The organism is Salinicola sp. MIT1003, from assembly GCF_001858555.1.
GTDB lineage: Bacteria > Pseudomonadota > Gammaproteobacteria > Pseudomonadales > Halomonadaceae > Salinicola > Salinicola salarius.
This window is the reverse complement of the sequence record NZ_MCAP01000002.1, coordinates 53,800-69,512: the sequence shown is the minus strand read 5'-3', so window position 1 is coordinate 69,512 and position 15,713 is coordinate 53,800. Positions and strand designations below refer to the sequence as shown.

Annotated in this window: 15 protein-coding genes and 1 tRNA gene; 10 read left to right on the top strand and 6 right to left on the bottom strand. The window is 58.9% G+C overall.

Going from position 1 to position 15,713, the window contains the following annotated elements:
• Positions 1 to 111: 111 nt before the first annotated feature.
• The 3 genes from BC443_RS00925 to BC443_RS00915 are packed head-to-tail and all read right to left on the bottom strand — an operon-like array spanning position 112 to position 2,197.
• Positions 112 to 342, bottom strand: a complete 231-nt coding sequence (locus BC443_RS00925; protein ID WP_071229954.1) for a DUF1653 domain-containing protein — start codon at positions 340 to 342, stop codon at positions 112 to 114.
• Positions 339 to 1,319, bottom strand: coding sequence for a tRNA cyclic N6-threonylcarbamoyladenosine(37) synthase TcdA (tcdA, locus tag BC443_RS00920; RefSeq protein WP_083387142.1), 981 nt, complete (start codon positions 1,317 to 1,319; stop codon positions 339 to 341). The genes BC443_RS00925 and tcdA overlap by 4 nt, the downstream gene beginning before the upstream one ends.
• A 53-nt stretch (positions 1,320 to 1,372) precedes the next feature.
• On the bottom strand, positions 1,373 to 2,197 hold the full coding sequence (locus BC443_RS00915; RefSeq protein ID WP_071229953.1) for a pseudouridine synthase: 825 nt from the start codon (positions 2,195 to 2,197) through the stop codon (positions 1,373 to 1,375).
• A gap of 141 nt (positions 2,198 to 2,338) precedes the next feature.
• Here BC443_RS00915 and BC443_RS00910 point away from each other — a divergent pair, with 141 nt between their 5' ends.
• The 4 genes from BC443_RS00910 (at position 2,339) to BC443_RS00895 (ending at position 5,447) form a co-directional block, all read left to right on the top strand.
• Entirely contained in the window at positions 2,339 to 3,067 is a 729-nt protein-coding gene (locus BC443_RS00910; protein ID WP_071229952.1) for an NAD-dependent deacylase, read from the top strand.
• A gap of 237 nt (positions 3,068 to 3,304) precedes the next feature.
• Complete coding sequence (locus BC443_RS00905; RefSeq protein ID WP_139284219.1) at positions 3,305 to 4,264, top strand: bile acid:sodium symporter family protein; 960 nt, start codon at positions 3,305 to 3,307, stop codon at positions 4,262 to 4,264.
• Positions 4,265 to 4,445: 181 nt separating this feature from the next.
• Positions 4,446 to 5,171, top strand: a complete 726-nt coding sequence (locus BC443_RS00900; protein WP_071230010.1) for a DTW domain-containing protein — start codon at positions 4,446 to 4,448, stop codon at positions 5,169 to 5,171.
• A gap of 199 nt (positions 5,172 to 5,370) precedes the next feature.
• A tRNA-Arg gene (locus BC443_RS00895) sits at positions 5,371 to 5,447 on the top strand.
• Between the two features lie 103 nt (positions 5,448 to 5,550).
• Here BC443_RS00895 and lpcA read toward each other — a convergent pair.
• Positions 5,551 to 6,129, bottom strand: a complete 579-nt coding sequence (gene lpcA, locus BC443_RS00890; RefSeq protein ID WP_083387134.1) for a D-sedoheptulose 7-phosphate isomerase — start codon at positions 6,127 to 6,129, stop codon at positions 5,551 to 5,553.
• A gap of 153 nt (positions 6,130 to 6,282) precedes the next feature.
• Here lpcA and BC443_RS00885 point away from each other — a divergent pair, with 153 nt between their 5' ends.
• The 4 genes from BC443_RS00885 to BC443_RS00870 all read left to right on the top strand — a co-directional run bounded on the left by BC443_RS00885 (position 6,283) and on the right by BC443_RS00870 (position 12,575).
• The gene (locus BC443_RS00885) at positions 6,283 to 7,026 is read left to right on the top strand and encodes a sulfite exporter TauE/SafE family protein (RefSeq protein WP_071229950.1); all 744 of its coding nucleotides are present in this window, start codon (positions 6,283 to 6,285) and stop codon (positions 7,024 to 7,026) included.
• 586 nt (positions 7,027 to 7,612) lie between these two features.
• Positions 7,613 to 11,128, top strand: a complete 3,516-nt coding sequence (locus BC443_RS18065; protein ID WP_083387133.1) for an SIR2 family protein — start codon at positions 7,613 to 7,615, stop codon at positions 11,126 to 11,128.
• Positions 11,129 to 11,420: 292 nt separating this feature from the next.
• Positions 11,421 to 12,044, top strand: a complete 624-nt coding sequence (locus BC443_RS00875) for a LysE family translocator (RefSeq protein WP_071229948.1) — start codon at positions 11,421 to 11,423, stop codon at positions 12,042 to 12,044.
• Between the two features lie 327 nt (positions 12,045 to 12,371).
• Positions 12,372 to 12,575 carry a cold-shock protein gene (locus BC443_RS00870; RefSeq protein WP_071229947.1) on the top strand — a complete coding sequence of 68 codons (204 nt, stop codon included), beginning with the start codon at positions 12,372 to 12,374 and terminating at the stop codon, positions 12,573 to 12,575.
• A gap of 157 nt (positions 12,576 to 12,732) precedes the next feature.
• Here BC443_RS00870 and BC443_RS00865 read toward each other — a convergent pair whose 3' ends face one another.
• Positions 12,733 to 12,996: a type B 50S ribosomal protein L31 gene (locus tag BC443_RS00865; RefSeq protein ID WP_071229946.1), complete on the bottom strand. Its 264-nt coding sequence runs from the start codon at positions 12,994 to 12,996 to the stop codon at positions 12,733 to 12,735.
• Positions 12,997 to 13,154: 158 nt separating this feature from the next.
• On the opposite strand from BC443_RS00865, the gene BC443_RS00860 reads away from it, so the two are divergent.
• Positions 13,155 to 13,460: a hypothetical protein gene (locus BC443_RS00860; RefSeq protein WP_071229945.1), complete on the top strand. Its 306-nt coding sequence runs from the start codon at positions 13,155 to 13,157 to the stop codon at positions 13,458 to 13,460.
• A gap of 10 nt (positions 13,461 to 13,470) precedes the next feature.
• On the opposite strand, the gene BC443_RS00855 is transcribed toward BC443_RS00860, so the two are convergent.
• A complete protein-coding gene (locus BC443_RS00855) occupies positions 13,471 to 13,749 on the bottom strand; it encodes a hypothetical protein (RefSeq protein WP_071229944.1) in 279 nt (92 codons plus the stop codon).
• Positions 13,750 to 13,987: 238 nt separating this feature from the next.
• Between BC443_RS00855 and BC443_RS00850 the strand changes: the two genes are divergently transcribed.
• Positions 13,988 to 15,559 carry a BCCT family transporter gene (locus tag BC443_RS00850; protein WP_071229943.1) on the top strand — a complete coding sequence of 524 codons (1,572 nt, stop codon included), beginning with the start codon at positions 13,988 to 13,990 and terminating at the stop codon, positions 15,557 to 15,559.
• The last annotated feature ends 154 nt before the right edge of the window (positions 15,560 to 15,713 follow it).

Genomic DNA, 15,713 nt, shown 5'->3' with positions numbered 1-15,713 from the left:
GTAGGGGGTTATCGGACCGTCGTTTGGAAAGCAGCGAATTGTACGGGAATACGGTTAATCGATCAGCCGTAAAATCTTTCTTGCAGGAAACGGTAATCTTGCAGACGACGTTCAGCGGAACGCCTTTTCCAGGGCAAACCGGGCCACCGGCTCATCGCTGACGCTGACCTGCTCGCAGAACATGGCGAGCGGGCGCACCCACAGGCCATAGTCGCCGTAGAGCGCCCGGTAGACCACCAGCCACTCCTCGGTTTCGCTGTGCTGGGCCACGTCCAGCACCTCGTAGAGCTGGCCCTTGTAGTGGCGATAGATGCCCGGCACGGGCTTGTGCTGTTCACTCATGAGGAGGTCTCCCGGGTAGCGGCCGGCGCTGTCGTTGATGTTGTTGGCGTTGGCGTTGGCGTTGACGTCGTTGAGGTCGTCGTCGCTGTGTTCGATGCCTTTGACGTCGTTGCCGAGACGGCAGCCGATGTCCGTGCCTCGTCTGCCGCGCGTCTGGCTTTATCGGCGAGCCGGGTCAGCACACGGCCGGCCGCGACGAAACCGAAGGTGCCGGTGACCACGCTCACCGCACCGAAACCGGCAGCGCAGTCGAGCCGCGTGGCCTGGCCCGGTGCCGGCTTCTGCAGGCAGACCTCGCCATCGTCGCCGGGGTAGACCAGTTGCTCGTCGGAGTAGACGCACTCGACGCCGAAGCGGCGTTTGGGATTGCGCGAGAAGCCGTGATCCCGGCGCAGCTTCGAGCGCACCTTGGCCAGCAGCGGATCGTGCTCGGTGCGGCTGAGATCGGCCACGCGCACGCGGGTCGGGTCGCTCTGGCCGCCGGCACCGCCGGTCACCGTGATCGGCAGCTTGCGCCGGTTGCCGTAGTGAATCAGCGCCGCCTTGGCGCCGACGTGGTCGATGGCATCGATTACGTGATCGGCATCGGCCGGAATCCGCTCGGCCAGATTGGTCGGGGTGATGAAAGCGGCGTCGGCATGAATCTCGATCCCCGGCCAGATCGCGCGGCAGCGTTCGGCCAGCACCTCGACCTTGGGCTTGCCGATCTGGCCGTCCAGCGCGTGAAGCTGACGGTTGACGTTGGAAACGCAGACATCGTCCAGGTCGATCAGGGTCAGCTTGCCGATCCCGGAGCGCGCCAGCGCCTCGGCGCTCCAGCTGCCGACGCCGCCCACGCCGATCACCACGACGTGCGCGCGGCGGAACGCATTGGCCGCCCGGGCGCCGTAGAGACGCCGGATACCGCCAAAGCGGAAATCGTAGTCGTCGCTGCCGGCGTCAACGCTGCCAGCGCCGGGAGAGCTGTCGTGGATCATGGAATCCTCGCTCATGGAGTTTCGATCACCGATTTTCGATCACCGGTTTTCGGTCAAGGAATAGCGTCGACCGATTCGGATTCGGCCCGGGCCGCGCTCGTGGCGGGCGTCATCCAGTGGGCGCCATTCTGCGTCAGATGCGCCTGCCAGCCGAACCGGGCCAGCAGGGCGGAAAAGTGATCGTCGGACGCCGCTTCCAGTCTTAGCTGGCGGCCCTCGAACGGGTGGCGAAATTCCAGCGCCACCGCCGACAGCAGCAGGTGCGGGCAGTCCAGATGATCGCGGAAGTAGCGATTGTGAACGCCCTTGCCGTGCTTGGCATCACCGATGATCGGATGGCCGCAGCGCGCCAGATGACGCCGGATCTGATGGCGCCGGCCCGTCTCCGGCCGTGCTTCCATCAGCGAATAGCGCGACTGCGGATAGCGATCGATCGCCACCGGAATCTCCACCGTCGCCAGCCGCCGGAAGTGAGTCAGCGCCGGGTGTGCGGGCATCTCCGCCTTGGGCCGGATGCCATCTTCCTCGCGCAGGGGCGCATCGACGCTGATCGTCTCCGGCCCCCAGCCGCGAACCACGGCCAGATAGCGCTTGCTCACTTGATGCTCGGTGAACGCCCGCGTCAGCGCGGCGGCGGCGTCGCTGTCCAGCGCGAACAGCAGCACGCCGCCGGTGGGGCGATCCAGGCGATGTACCGGAAAGACATGCTGGCCGATCTGATCGCGCAACGTCTGCATCACGAACCGGGTTTCCCCGCGGGCCAGTGCCGTGCGATGCACCAGCATGCCGGGCGGCTTGGCGACGGCGATCAGGCGCGCATCGCGGTAGATCACCGGCAGCGGCCCAAGGCGCTCGGTTGGGGTGAGCGGCACGGTCATGGCACTGGCCTGGGTAAACGAACAGGGCGCTATTGTCGGGGCTGGCGAAGGCGATCTCAAGGGGCTGACCGAGTGCCCGGATGTCCGACGCATGCTAGCCTCGGAAACAGTGAAGCAGCGAACATCAGGAAGCCTGTCGCCATGAGTGATACCCGTTCCCCGCATCTGGTCGTGCTGACCGGCGCTGGCATCAGCGCCGAAAGCGGCCTCAAGACCTTTCGCGATGGCGATGGCCTGTGGGAAAACCACCGCCTCGAGGATGTCGCCACCCCGGAAGCCTGGGCGCGCGACCCCGAAACCGTGCTGCGCTTCTACGACGAGCGCCGCGAGCAGACCCGCCGGGCACGGCCTAACGCCGCGCATCTGGCGCTGGCCGAACTCGAGGCTGCCGGGTTTCGGGTCAGCGTGGTCACCCAGAACATCGACGACCTGCACGAACGCGCCGGCTCGCGTCACGTGCTGCATCTGCATGGCGAGATCCTGCTGGCGCGCTCCTCGGTCGATGCCAACCTGCGCTACCCGTTGAGCGATCCCGCGACCGGGGGCCGGATTGCCCTGGGCGATCTGTGCGACAAGGGCAGCCAGCTGCGCCCGGACGTGGTCTGGTTCGGCGAAGCCGTGCCGCGCTATGCCGAGGCGTGCGATATCGTCGCCGGGGCCGACGCGCTGCTGGTCGTCGGCACCTCGCTGGCGGTGATGCCTGCTGCCTTGCTGCTGGATCAGGCGCCGTTCGAGGCGCCGTGCTGGCTGGTCGACCCGCACGCCCGCGATCTGGCGCCGCCGGGCGTCAGCCCGATTGCCGAACCGGCCAGCCGTGGCGTGCCGGATCTGGTGGCGCGCTGGCGAGAGCAGGGCGGCTTTGCCGATTGATCTTCCCGTGACGTCCATGTTCCGTGACGCTCATGTTCCGTGGCGTCCATGTTCTGTGACGCCGCGTCGCTTTCTGCGTTTTGCCTCCTTTTGCCTATTTAGTCGCGGCACGCACTGCGGCAAAATAGCGCGCCCGGTCGATGCCGGATCCGCTGCCGTTTCCGGATCGACCCCAACAGAGCCGCTCGAGCGGCCCCGGTTCGCCATTGGGCGAGCCAGACTATCTCGCTAGGACACATCATCATGTTTGAACGCATCAACCGGTTGTTCCCGGTCTGGGCCGTCTTGCTGGCCGTTATCGCCGCCTTCGAGCCGCAGCTGTTCGTCGGGCTGAAGGGGGATATCAAGACACTGCTCGTGGTGATCATGTTCGCCATGGGCCTGACATTGACCCGCGAAGACTTCGCCCGCGTGATCAAGGCGCCCAAGCCGATCGCCGTCGGTGTCATCCTGCAATTTCTGATCATGCCGGTCGCCGCGCTGCTGGTTTCGCGCGTGCTGGGGCTGAGCCCGGAGCTGACCACCGGGATGATCCTGGTCGGCGCCACGGCGGGCGGCACCTCTTCCAACGTCATGACCTGGCTTGCCGGCGGCCACGTCGCGCTGTCGGTCTCGATGACCATGGTTTCCACCGTGATCTCGGTCGTCGCCACGCCGTTCATCACTTGGCTGCTGGTCGGCCAGAGCATCGACGTGCCGGTTCTCGGCATGCTGATGAGCATCGCGCAGCTGGTCATCGCGCCGATCGCGCTGGGTGTCATCGTCCATCATCTGCTGGGCGCGCGCATCCGCAAGATCGAACCGGCACTGGCGACGCTCGCCATGGCTGCCATCGTGCTGATCATCGCCATCGTGGTCGCGCTCAACGCCGGCAACCTGGCAACGCTGGGGCCGATCGTGGCGATCGCCGTCATCGCCCACAACGGTATCGGCCTTGCCGCCGGCTACTGGCTGAGCCGAGCGCTGGGCTTCGATATTCGCACCGCGCGCACCATCGCCTTCGAAGTTGGCCTGCAGAATTCCGGCCTGGCGGTCACGCTCGCCAACCAGTTCTTCACTGCCGGCGCCGCGCTGCCGGGTGCGCTGTTCTCGGTCTGGCACAACGTCTCCGGCTCCGTGCTGGCGGGTTACTGGAAACAGCGCGGCATCGCTGAGCGTGGCGCCACATCGGAAACGAGCGAAAGCATCAGCCGCTGAGATTGCTACAGATATTGTCTTAATTCCGGGGCTAGGAAAGCGGGGCGGAGTGCTAGAATGCGCGCGCCCCGCTTTTTCGTAGGCCGGAGAGGGCCGATCCATGCGTGATGATGCCGAACTGACGACCAGAGCCTGGTCGCCGAGCGAGACCGAATTTCCGAATGCTGACGCCCGGCGCGACATGGCCGGCGGAGACGCGACCCCGCCGCGCCGTGAATTCAAGGCGCGGGGCAGCTTCGTCGAACGCTGCGACGGGTGCCGCCTGCCGGTGCTCAACTGCCTCTGCCCGTACCGTGTGACGGCGACGAGCGACGCCCGAGTCTGGCTGCTGACGCACCCCTACGAGCACAACAAGCCCACCAATACCGGGCGCCTGATCGCCGATGTGCTGCCGCAGACCCAGACCTTCACCTGGTATCGCACCGCGCCGGAGGCCCGCCTGCTCGAACTGCTGGCGGATCGACGCTACGTGCCGTTCGTGGTCTTCCCCGACGACCAGCCGGACTATCAGCATCGCGTGGTCGACGAGCGTGCCGTGGTCGTCGCCAAGCAGGATGGCTTTATTCCTGTCTTCATTCTGATCGACGGCACCTGGCGTCAGGCGCGGCGGATCTTCCGCAAGAGCCCGTACCTGGAAAACCTGCCGGTGCTGCCGCTCCACACGGACCGGCTGACGCGCTACCGGCTGCGCAAGCCGGCCTCCGCCTCGCATCTCTGTACCGCCGAGGTCGCGGCCGAGCTGCTGCGCAATACCGGCGACGTCTCCGCCGCCAACGTGCTCGACGACTACTTCGACGCCTTCAACGAGAGCTACGCCGCGAGCCGCTTCTATCACAAGATCGAGAAGCCCAACGCCGCCATGCAGCGCCTGCTCGAACGTCGCGCCTTCGGTACCGCTTTCTCCTGAAGCCGGCTGCCATCGCCGCTTTCCGATACGCCTCGCCCATCGGCGAGGCCGCTTCTGGCAGGGTAGGGGCGATGAAGGGCCGATCTCTTCCGTCTGGCGCCCCGCATTTCCGGCACCGGCGCATTTCCAGCGCCGGTGCATTCCCAGCGCCGACGGCCTCGCATAAACGGCCCCGGTAATGTTATCGTCTGCGCCGTGCGCCCGAATAGCTCAATTGGATAGAGTACCGGCCTTCGAAGCCGTGGGTTGCAGGTTCGAGTCCTGCTTCGGGCGCCATTTCGATTGATTTCGAATATCCCGCCTTACTCAACCGCGCATCGCTACTGATCCTTGCGGCTCGGCCTATAGAGCCAATTCCGCACGTCATCGGTTCCCCGACTCACGCTACCAGTTTCTCGACCATCAAGATGATCGAGTGAATCACCTTGATATGTATCTCCTGGATACGGTCGGCGTAGCCGAAGTGAGGAACCCGAATTTCCACGTCGGCGAGACCCGCCAATTTGCCGCCATCCTTGCCGGTCAGCAGTATGACGTTCATGTTCTGGACTCGGGCGGCTTCGACAGCCTTGACGATGGTCTCGGAGTTGCCCGAGGTGGAAAGGCCGAACAGCACGTCTCCTTGCCTGCCCACGGCTTCGACATAGCGTGAGAACACATATTCGTAGCCGAAGTCATTGGCGACGCAGGAGAGGTGGCTGGGATCGGAAATGGCGATGGCGGGCAGGCCCCGGCGGTTATCACGGAAGCGCCCGGTGAGCTCTTCGGCGAAATGCATGGCGTCGCAGTGAGAACCGCCATTGCCGCAGGCGAGAACCTTGCCACCGGCTTTGAAGCGTGCCGCCAACAGCTCCGCCGCCTGAGCGACCGCTTCCAACTGGGCTTCATCCTGACTGAAGCGGGAAAGCACGTCGGCGGCTTCTTTCATCTGATCTCGGACGATCTCTTTCAATTCCACGGGGGCTTCCTTCGGGCTGGCATTGCTGAAGAGGATAGCAAGCCTGCACGTCCGATGCGGTAAAGCAGCGCTTCGGGTGGCCGTTCGTCACCTTGCCAGCCCGATGGGGGCGACGCACACTCTCACCGATCCCTTTTCGAGTCTGGTGGCCGTGTGAGTGTCGAGACGATTGTCATCATCGCCTGCGCCTATTTCGTGGCCGCCTTCGTCAAAGGGGCGACGGGCCTCGGGTTCTCGACATCCGCATTGCCCATCCTCGCGCTTGGCCTGGGCCTCAAATCCGCCATGCCGCTGGTCATCATTCCCTCGCTGGTCAGCAATGCCCTCGTCATGAGGCAGGCGGGGCTCTTCGGCGAGACGATCCGGCGCTTCTGGCCGATGTTCCTCGCTACTATTCCCGGCTTGCTGCTGGGCCTCGCCGTGCTGGATCTTATCGACAGCCTGATTGCCGGGGCGGTACTGGGCGTGGTCCTGATCGGCTACGGGGCTTTCACGCTGTTTCGCCCAGGGCGGCCGATGTCGGATGCCCTGGGTCGAAAGCTCGCGCCGGTCTCGGGCTTTCTCACTGGGCTGGTCAATGGCATGACCGGATCCCAAGTGATGCCGGTGTTGCCGTTCCTGCTCGCGCTCCGGCTCGATCCCAAGCGGTTCATCCAGGCGATCAACATCTCCTTCAGCCTGTCGAGCGTCATCATGGCGGTGGGCCTGGCGAAACTCGGGCTCATGACGGTCGAGTCGATCTGGATCTCGCTGCTGGGGCTGATACCCGTCTATGCCGGCACCAGGATCGGCGGCATCGTGCGCCAGCGAATGGACGCCGCCACGTTCCGCCAAGTGGTCCTGATGATGCTGATCGTCTTCGGCGTGGTGCTGGTCAGCAAGACCGCCCTGGCCTAGCGCTTGGCTCTAGAAGGGCCGACATCGACTCGATAGCCCCCGACGGCCATAGGCTCCCCATCTGCGCACAGGCAAACGCCTATCTCATTCCCGCTACGCTCGACGCTATCGGCCAAGCCGGGGGAGGGCGGGAAGCGCTCAAGCATGGCCATCCGTAAGCCGATAGAGAAAGAAAGGTTCCCGAGTCGACCCGAGGAAGCCGGAATGTTCCAAGAACATCACAGGTTAGGCGGTTGTGGCCACTCCAGGGCGCTGGATGCCCCCGGCTGCGCCCTTCACCACCGGCGCGCTGTCGACTCCCCGCCCCGCCTGCGCGCTAAATGCGTCGGTTTTGATGCAGCGTTGCATATAGCTCCAACCCGCGCCGTTGCTGGGGCCGCGGGCGGTTTCGTAGCCCCAAAAAATCATGCGGAATGTCGTATTTTGCAACCTACCCGACGAAAGGTGGGGAACGTTGGATAGAGAAATGAAACGGAATGTGGCAGATTGATACGAAAGGTATTCCCAGCAAGTCTCAGGGTATCCGGCTGGCTCCAGCGCTGATGACACCGCTAGAAACGTAACTCTTTAAAACGTGTGGATTAAAATGAGCAATCATTCTGCTCTTGCGATTTTGGATCGCTTTCGCGGCCTTCCTGATTTCCCGTCGTTTGAGGCATTTGCTAGTTCTCTATGGCGGAATGAAGCCGCTGTTATGGTCGGGGCGGGATTCAGTCGTGTTTGCACCCGCGATAGGAGCAGTCCGATTCCACCGCTTTGGAGAGATTTCAGAATAGAGATGGCCGCTGCCCTAGGCTACGGAAAAGGGGAAGAGCCGGATAATTTAAGACTGGCTCAAGAATACCAAACGCTCCATGGTGACAGTGGCCTAGATCAATTGATTGGCCGGCTGGTTGCAGATGATCAGTGGGAGCCGGGACCACTTCACAAGCAGTTTATGGAGCTTCCATGGCGGGACGTGCTCACGACCAACTGGGACACTTTACTGGAGCGTACTAAGCCTCAAACGCCAGATAGAATTTACAGCTGTGTGAGAACCATTCAGGACATTGCCCACCGAGCCCAGCCTAGAATAGTAAAGCTACATGGTTCGTTACCATCCCATAAGCCCTTCGTATTCACTGAAGATGATTATCGTGCTTACCCGGTTCAATTTGCACCGTTTGTAAATCTTGCTCAACAAATCATGCTTGAGCATGACCTTTGCTTGATTGGCTTTTCTGGTAGTGATCCGAACTTCTTGGCTTGGAGTGGCTGGGTTCGCGACACACTAAACGTCTCCGCTCGGCGAATTCGGCTTGTTGGAGTATTAAATCTGTCTCCGGTTTCAAGGGCGCTTCTTCAAAAGCGAAATATAACTCCCATTGATCTCGCGCCCCTCGTTAAAAATCTACATCGCGAAGAACAGCATGAGAAAGCGCTTAAGCTTTTCTTTGATGCACTGTTGGCTTCAAAACCACCTTCACCTTATGCATGGAACTTGAATTCAGGTAGGCTTGCTCAATCATCTGTAGCAAAGGAAGAAGATCGACCGTCACTTATGGAAGTGGCGGAAGAGTGGGCAAAAGAGAAAAGCAGATATCCTGGTTGGATTATTTGCCCATCTGCAGAAAGGCATCGACTTCGCGGCCGCTTCGTGACCGTGAAGGAAAACAGTGGGTCTGCGGAGGCTCGCCTGCGATTTGCGTTAGAGAGTGTTTGGCGTCATAGAACGGCTAGAATCTGGCTCAACTATCAAGACATGCAAGAGGCAGATGCCCATTATGAATCCGCGGAGCAATGTTTGACAAAAAAAGAAAAGAGTGAGCTGTGTGTCTCAATCGCAGCTGAATGGCGGCGGTATCAAAAATGGGATGAATGGTCGCGTTGGATGGCTAGGCTGGGAAAAGTTGTAAGCAATGAAGCTACTCTTTCCTATACGTACGAAAAGGCATTGCGCGCTTTATTGGATTGGGATGATGAGGCTGTTTCAGACGCTGCGAAAGCACTTACGAGCAATGAACCAATTTGGATCATGCGGCGCGCCGGGTTGTTAGCGATATTATGTCGGTACCGAGAAGCCGCGGAGCTTTACCAAGCGGCGCTTCTAAGTATTCGCCAGAAACTGCTGCTTTCTCCAAAATCTGCTTGGCTTATTTCTTTGGAAGGGTGGGCAGACCTTTTTTATCAAGCTTCTTACTCGATCTTGAAAGGTGAGTTTGCATCATTTCCAGAAAATGAAAGTGACGAAACTCGGATGCGCTACTTTCTGGCCAAGGCTGATCCTTGGGATACGATTTCATATATTGAAAGGCTGGTGTCTGAAAGAATTGATAGAAACAAAAAGGATGCTGAAAAGTGGCGGCTTTCTTTCAAATCCGGTAGGTATCTTTCGGGCAGAACGACACGAATTTCAAATGATGGGGAGTGCCCATTTTATGGCCTTCTTGATCTAATGGAAACGACTGGGTCTCCTGATTCCATTGGAACTAGTAATTTATTTTCGACTCGTATGGAGGCGGCATATCGCGCAATTGAAAAACATGATGAAAATGATATTTTAACTTTTTTTTCTCGATATAGAGGGGCGGATAAAAAAATACTCGAATGGATGATGTCGCGCATGGAAGTTGCGCGTCTGAGTGATTTTTTCGTCCAGCATCTTGTCTCTGTAATTCCAAAGCGTATAGATAGGCTTGCTAAATATAGGGAGAATCTTGGGAGCAAAAACTACCTCGTTTTCCTGCTGGAGCTCTTGGCTAGAGTTGTAGTTCGCACAACATCAAAACAGGCTATGGATATCTTTGAATGGGTTATGAGTCTGTTGGATTCTCAGGCGCTTTGGTGGGCAAGTTACTCAGCCTGTGGCATGGTTATGGAGAGTGCAGTTGAAGCTTTAAGGACCGATGATCGTCAGAAAGCTATGATGCTGGCTTTGCATTTCAAAACTTCAGTGGGCCCCGATTCAGATGTAGCTGAGCGTTACTGGCCTGAAATATTTGACGATTTCTCCGATGCAGATATGCGCAGAGTGAACCTCTCTGCAAATGATGTGATTCAAATAAATTTATTGATTTCTCTAGTGAAAGATGGAGGTGGAATTGACCGAAGCCGCGCTCTAAGGCGGCTTCATGTGCTCTATAACGCTGACCAATTGACTGTAGATCAGGTCAATGCACTTGATACGGCAGTATGGACGCGTTGTGGTAAGGATGGTTGGCCAATAGATACTCTACTACAACCATGGGTTTTTCTGGAACTGCCTGGGAGTAGTCGTGCAGAGGCACTATTTCTTGAAAAAATTGTCGGTGGAGTAGCGGGTGGTCTAGTCGAGCCTGAATTATTAGCAAACCTCCGCATTGGTTTGAATAAAATTACCCTCAATGTTTCACAAAAACTTCTCGTTTCCTGTGTGACAAAATGTCTAGCATGGATGCCGGTTGCAGAGGACAAAAACTCGATCTCTTACGTCCTGTCAGGAATAGCAGAGCGCGACAAAGCGACTGGGCACGAAATTGGTGAGGTCTTGGCGCGAAGTCTTTTGCCACGTCTATCTACTGAAGATTTACCAGAAGCAGTCGCTGAGCAACTGCGGTATTTCGAAGAAATGACACACATCCCTTCTCTAGCTGCAACCGCATTTCAAGTGTTGCGTCTATGGCCGGACCATCGTCCTAGAGTCTTCGCACAAATTCGTTCGGCGATAGCCAGTCGAGATCCGAATAGTGTTTACTTCGCCTATGTAGCTGTTAATCAATTTATCGAAAACGCTTCGACGGAATCTGAACTTCCGCGAGAAGTTAAAGAGCTTTTACTACATGCTTGCGAACAGCGAACTCAGCCTGGCTTGAGTTCTACTCTTGAATTGCTTGAGAAGATGGTCAAGAAAAACCTGCTCACTGGGGAAGAGTTAGACCGGCTCTCAAGCGCTTTGCCCCATGTGCTCAAAGAGTATCGATATGATCAAACAAATTTGGAGGTTCCTTCGAAGGCTGAATTACCTACTGTTCGCAAAGAGATCCACCGACTTTCCAAATTTCTCCTTGACTATTGTCCAGAGCTGGAGAAGCTGAAATTAGAACTTGAAAATGACCCCCTCCCGGAAGTTCGTTTTATTGATTGAAATGATCAATGTGCTAAGGGCAGAGGAGCGCTTACTGGTGAGTGTTGCAATACAACGCGGAAACAGTGCTACTTTGCCAGAAGGACGTCTCGCAGCATTGAGGAGAGGGGCAAGCGCTACAATCATGCGGCGCTTATGGTATATCGATAGGTATATTTTCTCTTGGCTTTTTGGAAAAAAGATAATTTTTTCATATTGTTATGCGCTTATTATAATCCTGCTTCGGCCCGGCAATCACATGACGCCGAACAAATGACCATCTACCTCCGATAACCGCCTACGAGGAAACGACATGGAGTGGGATTTCCTGCTGGTGTTCCTGCCAGCCTGCTTCGCGCTGAACATGGCGTTCGGCCCCAACAATCTGCTGGCGACGACGAACGCGGCACGTGTCGGGCCGCTGAAGGCGATCATCGCGTCGTCCGGGCGGATCGCTGCGTTCACTCCCATGATTGCCATCGCGGGCGTCGGGCTGGGCACGTTGCTGACGACTTCCATGTGGTTTTTCATCGTCGTGAAGTGGGCGGGGGCGCTGTACCTGGCATGGCTCGGGCTCAAGCTGCTGATGAGCAAGCCGCAGTCGGCGATCATCGAAGGCGGGCAGCCCCAGTCGATGCGTTCGTTGATGCGTCAGGAATTTCTGGTGGCGGCCGGCAATCCCAAGGCGATCCTGATCTTTACTGCGTTCCTGCCGCAGTTCGTGGTGCCCGAACACTATGCCTTGAGCTTCATCATTACAGGTGCGCTGTTTCTGGTCATGGAAGTCGTGGCGATCGCGATCTATGCCGTGCTGGGCAGCAAGATCGGCCGCTATCTGCGCAATGGCAAGGCGATGCAGTGGTTCAACCGTGTCAGTGGTGCGCTGATGGTCGTCTTCAGCATCGGCTTGCTGGCGATGAAGCGGCCAGCTGGCTGAAATCGCCTCCTGCGGCCTTCTCGATGCCCGGCCATGGCGGCGAACGGCGCCCGTATGGCGCTTGTGGTTCAGCGTCGCGCCCCGGCTCCGGGCTTATTCGGGCTTAGGCGAAAGGCTGCGATAGCATCTTTTTGGTTTTCGATGAACATAGCTGTTGACTAACACCGGACGAGAGCGCAGACTGGCGATCAGTTGGTTAGCAAGTCGCATATTGTCAGTTGCACTCGAATCATTCGGTAGCCTGGTTATATCCCCTTGTTTTACCCACTATCTCGGGTAGCACCCGGCAATCGTAATTACGCGCTAAGCGCATAAGGAATTCGGAACATGGCAACTGGCACAGTTAAGTGGTTCAACGACACTAAAGGCTTTGGCTTCATTTCTCCGGCAGACGGTGGCGACGATCTGTTCGCACACTTCTCCGAGATCCAGGCTGACGGCTTCAAGTCTCTGCAGGACGGTCAGGAAGTTTCTTTCGACGTCACTCAGGGCAAGAAAGGTCTTCAGGCTGCTAACATCAAGCCGCTCTAAGACTTCCGGTAGATCCTTCGCCCTAGGGCGATAGAGCTTCCAGCACCAAGGCCCGCTAACGCGGGCCTTGGTGTTTTCGCGTGCGTGAATGTGGCATTCACATGAAGCGAGCCAGCCGATCACTCGGCTGGCTCGTTGTCGTTGGGGAAGGCTCGGCTCAGCTCTGGCGGCGCGATGCGATGCTGCCGAACCGGCGCTTGAACTGCGCGGCGCGGCCTTCGGTGCCGACTTCGCGCTGCTTGCCGGTATAGAACGGGTGAGAGGCAGAGGAGATATCGAGGTGAACGAGAGGGTAAGTGTTGCCATCTTCCCACTCGATGGTTTCCGTCGATGTCATGGTCGAGCCAATCTTGAAGTATTGATTGACGCTGGTGTCGTGGAAGATGACCTGGCGATAATCAGGATGGATACCGGCTTTCATGGAATTCTCCTTTCGATCGATTATGTAATGTTATTACATAGCATTCGTTAGAGCAAATTGGCGGTTTCACCAGTAGGCACGGTCGGGCGCATTTGTGCGAAACGGGGCGTGATCCGCTATCATCGCGTCTCCTCCCAGCAGCCAGACAGCCATCGTTCATGCATAACCTCTACATTCCCGTCATTGCGATTCTGGCGGCTTTTGCCATTATCTTCGGGGGCCAGGCCATCTCGGATAGCCACGTCGACGATGACATCAAATCATTGATTTCAAAGCAACTTGGCGTCGACAGCGAGATCGAGTTGCAGGCAATGAAAGAGGTTCAGAAGGGCTATGGCGTGTGCGGCCTTTACCAGATCGCCGATCAGGACCAATCCTTCGCGCCTTTCTACTATAGCAAGGTCAACGAGCGCGTGACGCTGGACGCCGAATCCGAGCGGTATCGGCGTCACTGCGGTGACTGAGGAAGGATTTTCAAATCTGCTGGAATCGGTCGATGCGTTCGCGAATCGCGTTCTCGGGGCCGATGAGATTCTGAAGATCGGCTTCGGTCAGCCCGATGTCCTGGTGGCCTCGAGCAATCGAGGTGTAGTTTTCCCCTTCGCGAATGGCTTCTTCGACCAGTAGCGAAAGTTCCTTGCGATCATGCAGCGAGGCCGGATCGTAGCCCTGGCGCGCACGCTGGAACTGGTTGGCCTGTTCTCGACGACAGCGCTGCAGCAGACTCTCGGTGATGAATGGTGTGCTTTTCATGAACCGTACCCCCTCGGCGGCGAAATTCCTCCTGAGAGTAGAACCGATTCGAAGAGCGTCACCATTGCCATTTTGGTGTAGATGCGATGCCGTCTTGCGGGCGGCAACGGCAGCGCCATGGCTTTTCCCGGCGGTGAAAGAGAAGGGCTGGCGGGTCGATTTTAGCGTTAACGAATTTGCGGTCTTCGACCAAGGTCGGTAGGGTTTCGCCCTTCATGCCTAACGAACCGATCTGAATATGACCCCCGATAACAACATGCCGACGCCGCGTGGCCGGTTTGGCGATCCCGTCGTGCTGGTGCTGACCATCGGTTTCATCGTCGCCTTCGTGCTGCTTTCAGCCATTTCGCCGGGTGCCGTGACCGATGCCATCGGAGCGGGCTTCACCTGGACAGCGAGTACCTTCGGCAGCTTTTTCCAGTTGCTGCTGCTGTTGACGTTCTTCATTGCCATCGGCGTGGCGCTCTCGCCAGCCGGCCGGGCGCGAGTCGGCGGTACGGATCGCCCCGAGATGAGCACGTTCAAGTGGATCTCGATCATTCTGTGTACGCTGCTGGCCGGTGGCGGCGTGTTCTTCGCCGCGGGCGAGCCGGTCTACCACTTCGTGGTCACGCCGCCCGCCTTCGATAGCGAGCCCAACTCCGCGGCTGCCGTACCCCATGCCCTGGCGCAGTCGTTCATGCACTGGGGCTTTTTGGCCTGGGCCGTGCTCGGCACGCTGCCGGCCATCGTGCTGGCGCACCAGCATTATCATCGCGGCCTGCCGCTGCAGCCGCGCACGCTGCTGGCGCCGGTTCTTGGCGAGCGTCGTGTTCGCGGCGTGCTGGGCAGCGTGGTCGATGCGGTCTGCGTCATCGCGCTGGTGGCGGGCACGGTCGGGCCGATCGGCTTTCTCGCCACTCAGGTGAGCTTCGGCTTTCACGAGCTCTTCGGCCTGGCGGACGGCTACGGCACCCAACTGATCATCATGGCCGTGCTGGGCGCCGTCTACGTGACCTCGGCGGTCACGGGCATCGATCGCGGCATCCAGATCCTCAGCCGCTTCAACGTGATTCTGGCGATGGCTATCGCCGCGGTCATCCTGCTGTTCGGGCCGACCCAGTTTCTGGTCGATGCCTGGTTCCAGGGATTCGGCTCCTATCTGGGCTCGTTCTTCGAGATGGCGTCGATGACCGCCCAGACCGCGCCGGGCTGGTGGATGAAGTGGTGGACGGTGTTCTTCTTTGCCTGGTTCATCGGTTATGCGCCGCTGATGGCGATCTTCGTGGCGCGGATCTCCAAGGGCCGCACCATTCGCGAGATGATCGTCGCGGTGGCGATCCTCGCGCCGCTGGCGACCACGGTGTGGTTCACGCTGCTCGGGGGTTCGGGCATCTTCTATCAGCTTCAGGGGCTCATCGATCTCAGCGAGCCGCTGCAGAATTTCCGTTTCGATGTCGCCACGCTGACGGTGGCCCAGGCGCTGCCGGGTGGGGTGTTCATGGCGCTGGCAATCCTGCTGTTGACCACGATCTTCGTGGCGACCACGGGCGATTCGATGAGCTATGCCATTTCCGTGGTGTGCGCGGGGCACGATGAGCCCAAGCCGGCATTGCGCGCCTTCTGGGGCGTGGCGATGGCGTTGATGGCGGCGATCCTGCTGAAGATGGGCGCCGGCCAGATCAGCGTGCTCCAGCAGTTCATCGTCATCTCGGCGATTCCCGTTTCCCTGGTGCTGCTGCCGACCCTGTGGCACGGGCCGAAATCCGCCTACGCGATGGCGCGGGAGCAGGGCCTGCTGGGCGATACGGTGAGCGCCGTTCGGGGCTGACCGCGACCCCGGTTCGATCGATGCATCGCCCCCGGCAGTCCGTTTGCCGGGGGCGTTTCTCGTTTGCGTGAAAGTGTTTTCGCCGCTGACGATCGATCGATTCGATTTGCCGCCGCACTCGTGTATCTGTAGTGTGGCGCGCTTCATGCCTAAA